This window comes from Peribacillus simplex, assembly GCF_900156045.1.
Classification (GTDB): Bacteria; Bacillota; Bacilli; order Bacillales; family DSM-1321; genus Peribacillus; species Peribacillus simplex_D.
Genome location: NZ_FTMX01000002.1, coordinates 931,752 through 947,659, shown reverse-complemented (window position 1 = coordinate 947,659; position 15,908 = coordinate 931,752). Strand labels below are relative to the sequence as shown.

General features: G+C 42.1%; 15 protein-coding genes. 14 read left to right on the top strand and 1 reads right to left on the bottom strand.

Going from position 1 to position 15,908, the window contains the following annotated elements:
• Positions 1–258 precede the first annotated feature (258 nt).
• From BW986_RS11055 to BW986_RS11015, 9 genes are all read left to right on the top strand, one after another.
• The gene (locus BW986_RS11055) at positions 259–1,851 is read left to right on the top strand and encodes a spore germination protein (RefSeq protein ID WP_076367811.1); all 1,593 of its coding nucleotides are present in this window, start codon (positions 259–261) and stop codon (positions 1,849–1,851) included.
• Positions 1,848–3,092 carry a Ger(x)C family spore germination protein gene (locus BW986_RS11050; RefSeq protein ID WP_260320821.1) on the top strand — a complete coding sequence of 415 codons (1,245 nt, stop codon included), beginning with the start codon at positions 1,848–1,850 and terminating at the stop codon, positions 3,090–3,092. The genes BW986_RS11055 and BW986_RS11050 overlap by 4 nt, the downstream gene beginning before the upstream one ends.
• On the top strand, positions 3,089–3,310 hold the full coding sequence (locus BW986_RS11045; protein ID WP_076367809.1) for a hypothetical protein: 222 nt from the start codon (positions 3,089–3,091) through the stop codon (positions 3,308–3,310). The genes BW986_RS11050 and BW986_RS11045 overlap by 4 nt, the downstream gene beginning before the upstream one ends.
• Positions 3,311–3,373: 63 nt before the next feature.
• Positions 3,374–4,483 (top strand): GerAB/ArcD/ProY family transporter, encoded by a 1,110-nt coding sequence (locus BW986_RS11040; protein WP_076367807.1) that lies wholly within the window; start codon positions 3,374–3,376, stop codon positions 4,481–4,483.
• A gap of 100 nt (positions 4,484–4,583) precedes the next feature.
• Positions 4,584–5,690: a GerAB/ArcD/ProY family transporter gene (locus tag BW986_RS11035; RefSeq protein ID WP_076367805.1), complete on the top strand. Its 1,107-nt coding sequence runs from the start codon at positions 4,584–4,586 to the stop codon at positions 5,688–5,690.
• A 270-nt stretch (positions 5,691–5,960) separates the two neighbouring features.
• Complete coding sequence (locus tag BW986_RS11030; protein ID WP_076367803.1) at positions 5,961–6,734, top strand: extracellular solute-binding protein; 774 nt, start codon at positions 5,961–5,963, stop codon at positions 6,732–6,734.
• A 21-nt stretch (positions 6,735–6,755) separates the two neighbouring features.
• On the top strand, positions 6,756–7,226 hold the full coding sequence (locus tag BW986_RS11025; RefSeq protein ID WP_076367801.1) for a COG4315 family predicted lipoprotein: 471 nt from the start codon (positions 6,756–6,758) through the stop codon (positions 7,224–7,226).
• 77 nt (positions 7,227–7,303) lie between these two features.
• Positions 7,304–7,858, top strand: coding sequence for an RNA polymerase sigma factor (locus BW986_RS11020; RefSeq protein WP_076368029.1), 555 nt, complete (start codon positions 7,304–7,306; stop codon positions 7,856–7,858).
• Positions 7,859–8,581, top strand: coding sequence for an anti-sigma factor (locus BW986_RS11015; protein WP_076367799.1), 723 nt, complete (start codon positions 7,859–7,861; stop codon positions 8,579–8,581).
• A gap of 427 nt (positions 8,582–9,008) precedes the next feature.
• Here the strand turns inward: BW986_RS11015 and BW986_RS11010 are convergent, their stop codons facing one another.
• Positions 9,009–10,382: a sigma-54 interaction domain-containing protein gene (locus BW986_RS11010; RefSeq protein WP_076367797.1), complete on the bottom strand. Its 1,374-nt coding sequence runs from the start codon at positions 10,380–10,382 to the stop codon at positions 9,009–9,011.
• Between the two features lie 293 nt (positions 10,383–10,675).
• Here BW986_RS11010 and BW986_RS11005 point away from each other — a divergent pair, with 293 nt between their 5' ends.
• From BW986_RS11005 to BW986_RS10985, 5 genes are all read left to right on the top strand, one after another.
• Positions 10,676–11,695 (top strand): NAD(P)/FAD-dependent oxidoreductase, encoded by a 1,020-nt coding sequence (locus BW986_RS11005; protein ID WP_076367795.1) that lies wholly within the window; start codon positions 10,676–10,678, stop codon positions 11,693–11,695.
• A gap of 27 nt (positions 11,696–11,722) precedes the next feature.
• Complete coding sequence (locus BW986_RS11000; protein ID WP_076367793.1) at positions 11,723–11,971, top strand: ferredoxin; 249 nt, start codon at positions 11,723–11,725, stop codon at positions 11,969–11,971.
• 92 nt (positions 11,972–12,063) lie between these two features.
• A complete protein-coding gene (locus tag BW986_RS10995) occupies positions 12,064–13,146 on the top strand; it encodes an aromatic ring-hydroxylating oxygenase subunit alpha (protein WP_063235396.1) in 1,083 nt (360 codons plus the stop codon).
• Complete coding sequence (locus tag BW986_RS10990) at positions 13,139–14,590, top strand: aldehyde dehydrogenase family protein (protein ID WP_076367791.1); 1,452 nt, start codon at positions 13,139–13,141, stop codon at positions 14,588–14,590. Before BW986_RS10995 ends, BW986_RS10990 begins: the two co-directional genes overlap by 8 nt.
• Positions 14,591–14,608: 18 nt before the next feature.
• Positions 14,609–15,691 carry a tartrate dehydrogenase gene (locus tag BW986_RS10985; RefSeq protein WP_076367789.1) on the top strand — a complete coding sequence of 361 codons (1,083 nt, stop codon included), beginning with the start codon at positions 14,609–14,611 and terminating at the stop codon, positions 15,689–15,691.
• The last annotated feature ends 217 nt before the right edge of the window (positions 15,692–15,908 follow it).

Genomic DNA, 15,908 nt, shown 5'->3' with positions numbered 1-15,908 from the left:
AAAGTATCCCCTACTTTATGGCCTTGCATATCTTGGTCAAAATCCATACTTCAACTGAGAAGATATTTTCGACTAATCTATAGCCTCGGTTTTTGATATACCCCATAGCCATTAAATACAAACAGGATATCACAAATGTTTACGGTTTAATCAAATGCTTAAATGAAAATTAAGTTCAGGCCGGGCTCAGGATTTTCTGTATAAAATACCCTTAATGAAGAAACATAGAAAAATGGAGTTAGAGCGACCTGCAAAAAAATGGGGGTAACCAGCTTGATTCGTAATGTTGGCAAATTGTTAAGAAAAAAGAAAGAAAAAAAATCCCTGGTACAAAATGATTACCTAGATTCCAAGCCTGCAGATTCACTTGATGCGAATTTCAGTCAAAATGTAGAAACACTTCGTTCTGTATATGATAATTGCTCGGATGTCATGTTCCGCTCGTTCTTACTTTTCGGAAAGACGCGGGCGATGCTCATTTACATTGCGGGACTCTCAGACATCGAAGCGATAGAGCAATACGTGCTATCTCCACTCATGCAAGAGTCGTCAAAAGAACCACAACCATTAAATGAGTTTATTGAACATAAAATGCCCGTTCCTAAAGTGGTAAAAGTGAATATGTTGGCGGATTGCATTGAATCGATTTCCTCTGGAAACCCGATCCTCCTATATGAAGGGGAAAGCTATGGATTTTCTCTAGGATTGTCCAAGTGGGAAAAGCGAGCGATTGAAGAACCTGTGGCAGAGGGGGGAGTTAGGGGATCACGAGAGGGATTTATTGAATCTCTAGAAGTAAATACGTCACAATTACGACGTATTATCAAAAGCCCTGCCCTTAAAATACAATCGATGAAGATTGGAACTCTTACCAGGACGAATGTTTCAATTGCTTATATTGATGGACTTGCGGATAAAACACTGATTGAAGAGATTACAGCTCGGTTGGAACGAATTAAAATAGACGGCATTTTAGAAAGCGAGTACATCGAGGAAATGATCGAGGACAATCCGTTTTCACCGTTCCCTCAGATCATGTCGACAGAACGGCCGGATGTAGCCTGTGCCAGCTTGCTGGAGGGACGGGCTGTCATTCTTGTAGAAGGAACCCCTTTTACTTTAATTGCACCAATATCCTTCTTTTCTTTGATTCAATCACAAGAGGATTATGCTCAACGTTTTATGGCAGGCACTTTTATCCGTTGGTTACGATATTTTTTTATGGGATTATCTCTTTTGCTTCCTTCACTTTATGTTGCTATTTTAACGTTCCATCATGAGGCGGTCCCAACCGCACTCCTGCTAAGCGTAGCAGCATCCCGGGAATCGGTCCCTTTTCCTGCAATAGTAGAGGCATTGGCTATGGAAATTACGTTTGAAGCACTAAGAGAGGCAGGGGTTCGCTTGCCGAAGCAGGTAGGTTCTGCCGTCAGCATTGTTGGAGCGCTAGTGATTGGTCAAGCTTCCGTACAAGCGGGCTTGGTTTCAGCGCCAATGGTCATTGTGGTTGCGATTACGGGAATCGCTTCTTTTATGATGCCTCGTTATATTGCCGGAATTGCTTTCCGGATGCTGCGTTTTCCAATGATGCTGCTTGCCGGTACATTAGGACTGCTAGGCATCATGATGGGGATCATTGCCATTGTCATTCACTTATGCAGCTTGCGTTCCTTTGGCGTTCCATACTTAACGCCACTGGCACCGTTAAAAGGTCAAGAGCTGAAAGATGTGCTGTGGAGGGCTCCTTGGTGGAAGATGGATTCACGTCCGCGTCTCACAGGGGATTCTAATGTATACCGTCAAGCCCCGGAACAGAGACCAAATCCAAAAAGGGGGAGTGAAACGGAGTGAATAATAGCTGGAGGCGAAAAAGGATATTGGAGAAAGGAAAGAGGCGTCATTTCATGAAAAGCGTCCTTCTTTTACTCGTTATTTGTGGAACGACCCCTTTTCTAAGCGGTTGTTGGGATCGAATAGAAATCACTGACTTGGCGATTGTCACAGCAGCCGCCATCGATAAGAGTGGTAATAATCAAATCGAACTATCCGTCCAAGTCTTTATTCCAAGTTCAATAAGCAGTGGAGGCGGTCAAGGAGGGAGCAGTCAAGGGGGGAGTGGGGTTACGACAATGGTGAGATCCGAAAAAGGCTCCAATATTTCAGATGCATTGTCTAAGCTTCAAAGCAAGCTTCCGCGAAAAGTATTTTGGGGACATTGTAAAGTATTTGTATTCGGTGAAAAGTTAGCGAAGGAAGGAATTCAAGAGCAGCTGGATTTTTTGCTGCGCCATCCGCAGCCAAGAGAGAAAGCAAATGTGTATGTCAGCATAGGGGGAGCAAAGCCTATCCTTGAATCTTTGCCACCCCTGGAAAACTATTCAGGGGAAGTGCTTAGAGAACTATCTGATTTACATATTGGGATGCTGGTCACAATGCAGGATTTAGATGAAATGTTAACCGGTAGGCCTCAAGCTGCCGCACTTCCAGTCGTTAAAATATTGCCGCCAGCGAAAGGGCAAACGAAATTACAGGGAATTCCTTACATTGTCGGAACAGCCGTGTTCAAAAAAGATAAAATGACTGGAACGTTGACTGAAAAGGAAACAAGAGGGCTATTGTGGTTAAGGGATGAAGTGGAATCATATACCGTGACCATAGAACCCAAAGGGGTGAAAGGGAAGATATCTTTAAGTCCAGTGTCAGCCAAAGTCAAGATCGTTCCGCAAATTATCAATGGCAAATGGAAATTATTGGTTAAGATAAATACAGATGGATCTGTTATTCAAAATGGAACGAATTTAAACCTTTCAAATCCTAAGTCTCTAAAAGCTGCAGAACGAGCATATCAAAAAGATATAGAAAAACGCATCGAGATGACTTTTCTGCATACTCAGCATAAGAAAGCGGACATTTTAGGGTTGGGTAAAGATTTCTATAGGAAATATCCTAAACAGTTTAATAAGGTAGATAACCACTGGGATGAGATATTCGCGGAAATGGAAGTGGAAGTTGATGTTGCGGCCCATATTCGAAGACAGGGCTATATAAACAAACCGGCGGGTTTGTCTGAGAAAGAGGTGAAGGACAAGTGAGATGGGGGGCTTTTATTTGTACAACCGTTATCGTAGCTTTAATCATTTTGTTTGAATGGCCGAAAATGAAACAAAATCCTAAAAAAGATAAAGTGGCATTTCTTACACTGCTCCTCACTGGCTTGGTTCTGTCCATGTTCAATCTCCCACAGATGTCAGGACCCACTCAATGGGTGGAAACTCTTTTCAGGCCATTTGGAGAGTTTATGGAAAAGTAAGTCTATTAGTGGGTGTTGCGGGATTAGGATTAAATTCATTCTATTAAAGAAAGGAGGAAGCAGATGGAGAAAGGGAAAATTTCATCATTACAGATGGCATTCATGATGTATCCGACGATTGTGGCAACGGCTATTATCGGAGTTCCAAGTATCACCGCCAAATATGCCAAAACTGATTTATGGCTGTCCCCCATTTTTGCTGCGCTAATAGGGTATTTGACGGTGTATATCGCTTATAAACTGCACCAACTTTTTCCAAAACAAACGGTCATCCAATTCACTGAAAAGATCATTGGTCGGATTCCGGGGAAAATTTTCGGTTTTTTACTCTTGTTTTTTTATATCCAGAACACGGGGCTAATCGTTAGAGGTTACGCAGAATTTGTTGTCGGCTCTTTTCTGGTACGCACCCCGATCAGTGTGATCATGACATCGATGGTGCTTCTGTGTGCGTTCATCGTACGCGGGGGAATAGAAGTGTTGGGGCGAGCTGCTGAATTGTTTGTACCTGTTTTCATTTTTCCACTCTGTATCTTAATCCTTTTGCTGATTCCTGATCTTGAATTCAAGAATATATTCCCGGTATTGGCGAATGGCATCATGCCTCCAATCAAGGGTTCGATTGTACCGGGTGGATGGTTCAGCGAGTTTTTCCTGATCATTTTTCTTCTTCCTTTTTTGGCGGATATGAAAAACGGGATGAAATCCGGTATGAAGTCTGTGTTTGCCGTGATGATGACGTTAATTGTGGTGAATCTTACAGTTCTTTTTGTACTCGGGGCAACAACATCCTCAAAGCTTTACCCCTTGATGAATGTATCTCGATACATCAGTGTTGCCGACTTTTTTGAACATGTAGAATCCGCCGCCATGGCGGTATGGATAGTGGGGGCGTTTGTGAAAATTTCCGTTTTTTATTATGCATCTGCTTTAGGTACAGCGCAGTGGCTGAATCTCTCCGACTATCGTCCTGTTGTATGGCCGATAGGGATTTTGATTGTCATATTCAGTCTTTGGTCGTTGCCTAACTCTGTGGATGTCAGTCGTAATGATATCAACGTCTTCCCTTTACAAAGTATTTTGATGCAAACGATCATTCCCCTGTTATTGTTGGTGATTGCTGTTGTAAGGAAAAGAAATCGTAAAGGAGCCGAAACCAGCCGAATGGATTGAAACTCGTTTTTTAGCCGATTGAAGAGTTTATGAAAAAGTAAGTCTATCAGTGGGCGGCGTGATTTCAAATTTACATACAATCACAGAAAGGAGGAAGATGATGGAGAAAGGTAAAATTTCATCTCTACAGATGGCATTCATGATGTATCCGACGATTGTGGCAACGGCTGTTCTCGGGGTTCCAAGCATTACAGCGAAATATGCCAAAACTGATTTATGGCTGTCCCCCATTTTGGCGTCTCTCATCGGATATGCAACGGTGTATATCGCTTATAAACTGCACAAACTTTATCCGAAACAAACGGTTATCCAATTCAGTGAACAGATCATCGGTCGGATTCCGGGAAAAATTCTCGGTTTTTTATTCTTGTTTTTTTATATCCCGATCACAGGGCAAATCCTAAGAAGTTATGGGGAATTTATTGTCGACTCTTTTCTGGTCAAAACCCCGATTAGCGTGATCATGGCATCGATGGTACTCCTCTGTGCCTTTATTGTACGCGGAGGGATAGAGGTGTTGGGGAGAGCTGCCCAATTATTTGTTCCTGTTTTTATCCTTCCACTCCTTCTTTTAATCATCTTACTGGGCCCTGATCTTGAATTTAAGAATATATTCCCGATATTGGGGAATGGAATGATGCCTCCAATCAAGGGTTCAATTGTACCGGGTGGATGGTTCAGTGAGTTTTTTCTGATCATTTTTCTCCTCCCTTTTTTAGCGGATATGAAAAAAGGAATGAAATATGGGATGATGACTGTGTTTGTCGTGATGATGACGTTAGTTGTGGTGAATCTTATCGTTCTTTTTGTACTCGGATCAACAACAGCCACAAAGAATTATCCCATGATGAATGTATCTCGGTACATCAGTTTAGCCGATTTTTTTGAACATTTGGAGTCCGCCATCATGGCGGTATGGATAGTAGGAGCGTTTGTCAAAATTTCTGTGTTTTATTATGCAGCTGCTTTGGGTACTGCGCAGTGGCTGAATCTCTCCGATTATCGTCCTGTTGTTTGGCCGATAGGGATTTTGATTGTAGAATTCAGCTTTTGGTCTTATCCTAACTCTATGGATGTCAGCCGATATGATATCATCGCCTTCCCTTTTCATGGAGTTTTGATGCAAACGATCATTCCTCTGATATTGTTGGGAATTGCTATGGTTAGTAAAAGAAATAGACAAAGAAAGGGAAGGAAATCAAGCTAACCTTTTCTGCGAACTTTTTGATCTTTTGTTTAAGAGGCTTGAAAAAGTATGGGCATGAAAGTAGGCAAAAGGAGCTCTATCTTAATGTTATAGTCTGCAACCATTCCATATTCGAATGGTTTTTTTGTTGTGAGTAAAAGTGAAAAACTGGAGATTGTCAGATGTACTTTGCAGCAATTTAAAATAATTAACAAATTTTTTCAAACCGTTTGGAAGTTTGGCCCGTTATCTATAGTACAAAGGTTTTTTTAGAAAGGAGAGAAGGAAGACTTGAAAAAGGTTATTTTTGTCGGGTGGATATCATTGATGGCAGTCTTGTTAGGATTTTCACCAGAAATGGGTTCGAAACAGGGGCAAGCTGTCAACGATGTCGTAAAAGTATATGGACCAGGTGGCCCTCTTGGACCTATCAAGGAAGTGGCGGAACAATTCACCAAAGAAACGGGGATAAAAGTTGAAGTAACAGCGGGACCCGAAGAAAAATGGATTAATCAAGCCAAACAGGATGCGGATATCATTTACGGAGGGTCCGAGTATATGCTAACTGAATTTATGCATGATCATCCGGATGTCCTTGATGAAAAAAACCGTACAGAACTGTATGCACGATCAGCTGGAATTCTGGTTAGAAAAGGAAATCCAAAGAATATACAGTCATTGGAGGATTTAACGAAGAAGGGCGTAAAGATTGTGGATGTTAATGGAGCCGGGCAACTGGGACTATGGGAAGATTTGGCTGGAAGAAAAGGATTGATTCCTGGAATTAGCAGTAATATTGTCATTTCAGTGAAGTCCAGTGCAGAAGCTATCGATCTATGGAAGGCAAATTCTAAATTGGACGCCTGGATTACATATGAATCCTGGCATTACCGTCTGTCGGATGTGACGGACCTGGTTCAACTCCCTGAGGAAGACAAACTTTATAGAGGAACCCCGGTAAGCATAACAAATAAGAGTGAAAACAAGAAAAAGGCAAAACAATTCATTGATTATCTTAAAACGGAAGAATCCCATCAAGTATTTCAAAAATGGGGATGGAAGTAAATTGACGAGGAGTGGGAGTATATGAAAAAGTGGATGGTATTTTCAGTTTTTATGATGGTCCTAGTTTTGGCGGCATGTGGAAAGGAAGCTAATGATTCAGCCCAAAAGGATAAAGCGGTTAGTGGTACTGCCGATGAAAAAACAGTAAGCCTAAAATTATTGGAAAGTGAAACAACAGGCGAATACCTGGCTGATTCCAAGGGAATGACACTTTACTTTTTCAAAAATGATAAATCAGGAAAAAGCAATTGCATGGGTGATTGCCTGAAAAAATGGCCGCCGTTCATGGAAAGGGATTTTGCTGTCCCTAAAGGATTTGACGAAAAAGACTTTGGAACCATTAAAAGGGAAGATACAAGGGAAGAACAGGTAACCTACAAAGGATTTCCACTCTACTATTTTGTGAAGGATAAGGCAGCGGGAGATGTCAATGGCGAAGGTGTTAAAAATGTTTGGTATATTGTAAATAACAAGACGGCTTTTCCAAAATAAGAAAAAGGGGACGATCACTGATGGTCGTTCCTGTTATTGTTTTTTCCAAATTTACTTGTGAGGAGTTGCAGGTGCGATTGAAAGAAAAACTTGATAAGGAATTGATGGCATTAGTAATGAAAAAGCATCGTCCTGCTCTGGAAGAACTTTATGACCGGCATATTAAATTAATCTATGGTTTTATTTTTAAGTTCACAAATGGAAATGCTGAAAAAACTAAAGAGATCGTGCAGTTGGTCTTTCTAAAGCTCTGGACCACAAAAAGCAGTTACAATCCAGAAAAGGGGCACTTTGTAAGCTGGCTTTTGACCGTTACACGAAATGTGTGTGTGGATTATGTCCGTAAAGACAGCGTTCATATCCGGAATAACAAACACATGGACATGAGCCATCCAATTGACATAGAAGATCCTAATAATGATATAGAAAATGGACTATTACACAGTGAAATTGCCAATGCAAAAAGTAAGTTAAGCAAGCCGCAAAAAAGGCTGATTGATTTATTGTATTGGAAAGGGTACTCGTTAACGGAAATTGCCAAAATTGAAAATGAGCCGATTGGTACCATCAAGAGCAGACTTCACCAGTCGCTTAAATTATTGAAAAAGTATTTGGAAGTAGGTGGTTTGTAAATGGATAAAGAGTGCACTAACCTGCTTTCATTTTTATCGGGTGAACTGGGAGAAAAAGAAAAAAAAGCATTCGCGGAACACTTACTTCAATGCACTGAATGCACTAGGGAGTATGAACAAATGACGGAAGCCTGGAATTCATTGAAATGGGATTTCGAAGAAATAGAACCTTCTTCTTCCCTGAAATCAGAGGTTATGAATTTTGTCTTTGAGACTGATGATGAAGTTCCGGTGAGAAGGGAAAAGAGTTGGAGTAGTTTTTTCTTTAAGCAGTTTACACCAGTAACTTCAGGTCTCTTGCTGTCCACCCTGGTTTTGGCGTTTGTGCTGTTATATTCCAATATCCAACTGAAAAAAGAACTTGCAGCTGTCGATCTGCCAATGGAGGTTAAAACGTCGCTATCTTTGCAGCCTGCCGATAAGACCGCTATAAATATGAATACGGACGGTGCTGCATACATTTTGCAGCAAGGTGAAGAAAGAAGGCTAATCGTTCAGATTCAGAATTTGCCTAGCCTTCAAAAGTCCGAGGTGTATCAGGTGTGGTTGCTGAAAGATGGAAAACGGACAAATGCAGGAACTTTCAAGCCTGATGAAGCCGGCACAGGATCATTGACATACAAACTGTCCATTAATGATAAATTCAATCAAATTGGCATCACAAGGGAACCAGATTCAAATAGTACAAAGCCGAGAGGTGAAAAAATAGTTGGATCTTCTTAAAAATAGGCTCTTTTCGTAAAGATTGTTGATTTAAAACGAAACGATTTAAGGTTGATTGGAGCGCAAGTGCGAGACTCCTGCGGGAGCAGCGGGACAGGTGAGCCCCCACAGGCGTTTACGCCGAGGGGGCTCACCGCCCGCCCCGCGGAAAGCGAGCATCTGGAGAGGAAATCAACCACACCGCTTTACTTGGAAAATAGCAACAAAGTAAGCGAAAACAGCCTAAAAATAAGAGACTTGCCCGCAAAGGGGAAGTCTCTTATTTACTGTTCGTACCTGAATTTAATAGTTAAGTGATTGATTTAAAATGGAAGCCCATATGAATTGGAATTTAAGTGTTTACCATTACACTAGCAACGAATAACAAGCATGTCGCTTGGGGGAAAATGGACTTGTTGATGGACAAACGTTGTCATTTTCATGGTGCCTATTTATTCATTAAGTCCCCACAGTACTCCCGGATCAACGCTGAGGCTTTCGTTTGGCTGATGGAGAGGTCCTTCGCGACTTTCCTTGATGATTTATAAGTTTGGTAAGATTTCCTGATCAATATCCGTTTCGTTTCATCAAGTGCCTTATCGAGAGAAGTGGGGAGATCAATCTGTGTGACCTGTTCAACGTTCTCGGTTATCATTTCAGGCAAGTCGGACATTAGGATAACGGAGTCACTTATTAAGACCAGCCTTTCAATCAAGTTTTCGAGCTGGCGTACATTGCCGGGCCATGAATAATGAATTAATAGGTTCAAGCATTCTTCCGAAATGACTTTGTTTTCGTGATATCTTTCATTGAACTTATTTAAAAAATTGTACGTAAGGGGAATGATATCTTCTTTACGTTCTCGCAATGGAGGAAGTTGAATATCAATCACATTCAAACGGTAAAATAAATCTTCCCGGAATTTTTTATCATTGACCATTTCTATTAAGTTCTGGTTTGTTGCTGCGATGATGCGGATGTCGACTTTTTTCATTTCACTGCCGCCGACGGGAATGAATTGTTTGTCCTGGATCACTTGGAGAAGCTTTGCCTGCAGAGCGAGCGGTATTTCCCCAATTTCATCAAGAAAGACAGTACCACCGTCTGCGGATTCAATCAAACCGCGTTTTCCAGTTTTGTTTGCACCGGTAAATGCACCTTTTGAATAGCCGAATAGTTCAGATTCGAGCAGTTCTTCAGGGATGGCTGCACAGTTGATTGTCAGGAATGGTTTGCTTTTCCTCTTACTGATCCGGTGGATGAAATGGGCAAGCACTCCTTTTCCCGTTCCGGATTCCCCCTGGATTAAAATCGTGGAATCAGTCGGCGCCACCTTTTCACAAAAAGTGAGGATCCGATTGATTTTACCGCTATTAGTAATGAATCTCCCCGTTTCATCTTCGTCATGAGTGATTTTTGACTCACCACTTGCTTCATTTGCTTTTAACATTTTATATGTTTGGGTTTCTGTGGATGTAGTGACGACCAGTTCAATTTCCCCTGCATCATTTAAAATTGGAATCGCTGATGTCATCAATTCAGTCCCTATATACGTTTGTAGTTTCATGTAGCAAGGCTTTTTCCTTTTAAATACTTCAGGCACGATGGAGGGCTTCCAGTACCCTTTTTCTAATAAGTCCACATTATATTTGCCGATGACATCAGTAGGTTTTAGCCCGTAATGGCGCTCACATGCCTTGTTGACGTAAAGAATCCGCTGTTCGCCGTCAAGGACGAAAATCTCATCTGAGGAATGATCAAGAATTTTTAATAGAGTTTGGAGCGTCATCTCCACACTTTCAGTTGAATCCGTACTTTTCATAATGTAATCCTCTCTTTTCAAAAGGGAATGAGTGAATTCTGAATAAAATTTCATCAATTTCGAGTTAATTATAACTCGGTATGATAGCGTTTTCAAAGTGAATTCTAAATATTTTGTTTATTGAGAGTGTTTCTCGAGGTTGGCACGCATATTGCATTATATAAAATTATCAATTGGTGAAATTGACGAAGTGCTACGTTTCAAATTATTGCAGGAATTGACATCTGAGCATAGCAGAATTCCAGTAAGCGGAATTATCTTTTTTCAAGGAAGACATCTAGGGGGGAATGAATTTGGAAGAAAAGAATGAAGTATCTGACATCACTATTATCGGGGGAGGGCCGGTTGGTTTGTTCACCGCTTTTTATGCGGGAATGCGCCAGGCTTCAGTGAAAATCATTGAAAGTCTCCCTCAATTGGGAGGGCAGCTATCTGCTTTGTACCCTGAAAAATACATTTATGATATTGCAGGTTTCCCGAAAATCCAGGCCCAAGAGCTCATCGATCGATTACTGGAACAAATGGGCCAATTCAAAGCGGATATTTGTCTTAATCAATCTGTAGAGACCATCGTTCGTACTTCGGATGGGATGTTTGCCATTACGACATCCGAAGAAACACATTACACGAAAGCGATAATCATAACTGCTGGAAACGGGGCATTCCAGCCTCGGAAACTAAAAATTGAAGGTGAAGAAAGATTTGAAAATGCCAACCTTCATTATTTCGTCCAGAATATGAGCCAATTCGCCGATAAGAAAGTGGTTGTGTTCGGTGGCGGTGATTCGGCGGTCGACTGGGCGCTAATGCTTGAACCGATAGCCGAAAAAGTGACACTCATTCACCGCAGGGATAAATTTCGTGCCCATGAACATAGTGTAGAGCGTTTGAAACAATCCAAGGTTGAGATCTTGACTCCTTATCTCCCAGCCAGATTGATCGGAGAAGAATATATAGAAAAAGTGATTGTGACGGATGCGAAGAGTGGAAAACCGCTTGAATTGGAAGTCGATGACGTCCTTGTCAATTATGGATTCGTATCATCAATAGGGCCAATAAAGGATTGGGGTCTTGAAATCGAAAACAATTCCATCGTTGTCAATTCCAAAATGGAAACGAATATCAAAGGCATATACGCAGCAGGAGATATTTGTACGTACGAAGGAAAGGTGAAGCTGATTGCTAGCGGGTTCGGTGAAGCTCCAACAGCAGTGAGTAATGCAAAAGTTCATATCGACCCAAGTGCAAAAGTTCAGCCGCTGCACAGCACGAGCACAATGGGAGGAAAAGAGAAAAGCACAGCGTCCGTTTAATTATGTAAAAGGGAGGAGGGAAACCACATGGCTACATATACAATGGTTGACCAGGAGACATGTATCGCTTGCGGGGCATGTGGAGCGACTGCACCGGAGATTTTCGATTATAACGATGAAGGAATCGCCTTTTCAATCTTGGATGCCAACACAGGAATAACTGAAGTATCCGAAGACCTGGAGGAAGACTTGGAAGATGCTTTTGATGGTTGTCCGACAGATTCGATTAAGGTGGCGACGGAACCTTTCGCCAATATACCGGTGTCAGCCGGTTGAATCGGAAGGTAGGATCAAATAAAAACATATCAAATTTTAATAGCTAGTATGGCAGGGATGCTAGTAATAAATTTTTTAGGGGGAAATTAATGATGGCTTATAACAAGGTGGAAAATGTAACAAATCGTACATTTGAAAGAACATTGACATATGACAAATACACGGATCCGAAAGTTCTCGAAAAGGAAATCGATCTAGTATTCTCTAAATCTTGGCAGCTTGTGGGTCATGTCAGCCAATTGGAAAAAGTGGGATCATTCTTTACGACAGAGGTAGCCAATGAGCCGATCATAGTGAACCGCGGCCAGGATGAGGTGATCCGCGCTTTTTATAACGTATGTCCGCATCGTGCCACTAAGCTTGAAAAAAGTGAATCAGGCAAGAAGAAAATCTTACAATGCAGTTATCATGGTTGGACATTCAAATTGGATGGGAAATTGAACAAAGCGCCGAATTTTAAAGGAGAAGATGAAGCCTGTGTACAAGATGCCTGTTTACGCTCCGTTCGCATGGAAATCTTGGAATCTCTAATTTTTGTAAACTTGGATGATAATGCGAAACCGCTTAGTGAATCTTACGGCGATTTCTTTGACCGTTTAAGTAAATATCCGTTTTTAAGTGAGTTAAAAAGAACAAGCCAAAAAACGAGGGTGATCAAGGCAAACTGGAAAGCGTTCATAGATAACTATTTAGAATGTGACCATTGCCATGTAGCACATCCAAGCTTTGTTGCAGCACTTGATATGGATGATTACCAAATCATTACTTGCGATAACTATTCACTGCAAGGTTCGATCGTTAAACCGGATAAAAATTACGGAACGGTCGATTTAAATCAGGCGGAAATGCAAGGTGGATCCTTTTTCTGGCTGTGGCCTAACTTGATGTTGACCATTTATCCAGGCCCTGGCAATATGGCAACCATTCAAATGGTTCCGATTGATCACGAAACGACTTTGGCTGTTTACACATATTATTTCCGCGATGAGAATTTGACTCAGGAAGAGAAAGATCTTGTTACGTTTGCCGAACAAGTCCGCCAAGAAGATGTGGAACTTGTAGAGCTGGAACAAATCGGTTTCCGCTCCCGTGCCTTTAACAAAGGTAGGTATTCTTCTTCGGAAAAAGCAATTGTTCAATTTCATGAAATGGTATTGGAGGCCCTAAATGAGTAAATTAGCGAATCAATTTAAATCGATGAAACAATATCTGATGATCAATGGCGAAAAAGTCGAAACGGAAAGCTATTCCCCGCTATATTCCCCTTTTTCCGGGGAAGAAATCGCCCAAATTGCCATGGCGGATAAAGAGCTGACCGAAAAGGCGATTGCAGCCGCCTACAATGCGCGCGAAGTCATGGCAAAAATGCCAGCTTATCAAAGGGCGGATATATTGGAGAAGGCTGTCGCGTTATTGATGGAGAATGCGGAAGAAGCGGCAGAAATCATTTCCCGTGAATCAGCCAAACCAATCATGTTCGCAAAAGCGGAAGTTGGAAGGACCATCGAAACGTATAAGTTCTCGGCTGAAGAGGCTAAAAGGATTCACGGTGAAACAATTCCTTTTGATGCAGCCATAGGCGGTGTTGGCCGAATTGGTTACACGTTAAGAGAGCCGATCGGGGTCATTGGTGCCATCACCCCATTTAACTTCCCGATGAATTTAGTGGCGCATAAAGTCGGACCGGCAATAGCTGCAGGGAACACCATTGTTTTGAAGCCTGCTTCGCAAACTCCGCTGTCCGCACTTTTCATCGCAGAAATTTTTGAAAAAGCGGGTTTGCCGGCTGGCGTATTAAATGTAGTGACAGGTCCGGGCAGCACGGTCGGGGAAGCGATTGTAGAAGACGACAGGGTAAGCATGATCACATTCACAGGCAGCCCAAGTGTTGGAATCGGAATCCGTAACAAAGCGGGTCTGAAAAAGACCACACTTGAACTTGGCTCGAACTCGGCTTTAATCATTGATAAAGATATAGATATCGATAAAATTATCGATCGTTGCATCATGGGTGCTTTCTCCAATCAGGGTCAAGTCTGTATATCTTTGCAACGTGTATATGCACATGAAGAAGTGTATGAAGAGTTTGTCGAAAAATTCACTGCTGCGGCCAAAAACCTTAGAATTGGCGATCCATTGGACCCGGATACGTATATTTCCGCCTTAATCTCCAAAGGGGAAGCGGCCCGTGTATTGGGCTGGATAGAGGAAACTAAAGTCAGTAAGGCAACGATCGCAGCAGGGGGGAAATTGCAAGGTGACATTCTTGAACCGACAATCATTACAGAAGCGGATCATACGCTAAAAGTTTCATGCCAGGAAGCATTTGCTCCGGTTGTCATTGTCAATAAAGTGGGTTCAGTGAAGGAAGCGATTGATGAAGTGAATAATTCCCGCTTTGGTTTGCAGGCCGGGATATACACAAACAATGTGAAAAACGCATTGTACGCTTCACGGGAATTGCATGTAGGCGGTGTGATCATCAATGATGTGCCGACATATCGTGTCGATCAAATGCCATACGGCGGAGTAAAAGAAAGCGGGACTGGTCGTGAAGGCATTAAATACGCTGTGGAAGAAATGACCGAAATGAAATTGGTTGTTTGGAACCAAGACTGAAAATCGAGGAGATCAATCATGAAAAAATTCAAAATTGCGGTCATCGCAGGAGATGGCATTGGCCCTGAAGTGATTAATGAAGGCATAAAGGTATTAAAAAAGGTGGCTGAACTGGATTCAGGTTTTCAATTGGATTTCACATACTTCCCATGGGGCTGCGAATTTTATGCCGAAAATGGTAGAATGATGGATGATGATGGGATTGAAAAGCTGAAAGCGTTTGACGCGATTTATTTGGGAGCGGTCGGGTTTCCGGGCGTTCCAGACCATATTTCACTATGGGAGCTATTATTGAAAATCCGTAAAAGTTTTGATCAGTATGTCAATATCCGGCCCGTGACATTATTAAAAGGGGCTCACTTGCCTCTCGTTGATGTGAAACGTGAAGATATTGATATGCTGTTCATCCGCGAAAACAGTGAAGGTGAATATTCAGGCGCAGGAGATTGGCTGTTTAAAGGGCAGGAACATGAAGTTGTTCTGCAAAACGGTGTATTTTCCCGCAAAGGGACGGAAAGGATCATCCGTTATGCTTTTGAAACCGCGAAAAAAGAAGGCAGATCGCTCACGAGCATTTCTAAAGCCAATGCCCTGAATTATTCGATGGTTTTCTGGGATCAGGTATTCGAAGAGGTCAGCAGGGAATATCCCGAAGTCGAAACGGCTTCATATCTTGTCGACGCAGCGGCAATGCTGATGATTAAAGACCCGAAGCGCTTTGAGGTCGTTGTCACTTCGAACCTGTTCGGTGATATTTTGACAGACTTAGGAGCTGCGCTTGCTGGAGGAATCGGCCTTGCTGCCGGTGCCAACATTAATCCTGAAAGGGAATTTCCCTCGATGTTCGAACCAATACACGGTTCAGCTCCTGACATTGCCGGCAGGGGTATCGGAAATCCACTTGCCTCCATTTGGTCAGCAAGCCAAATGCTCGACTTTTTTGGCTATGAATCACATGGTAAGGTTGTTCTCGATGCGATTGAGCAACTGCTGCTGGAAGCCCGGGTGCTCACGCCCGATATGAATGGCAAGGCATCCACTTCCGAAGTGGGGGACCGGTTAACGGATATCATCGAGACAATCATTTTATCCAAGGTCTGACGTGAATTGATAAAGGATCGTTCAATATGATTGAATGGTCATCGGAATATAATGATGCATCCAAGTGTTAAGCCAATCGTTTATAAAAAAGGAAGAGGCCAAGGCTTGGAAAGAAAAGCACTTGGTCTCTTTGTTTTTACGAAAGGAACATGGAATGGGGATCATTAATCACAGTCAAAAGTAACTCAAATCAATGGTAGAGCTAAGAGGAGCGGTC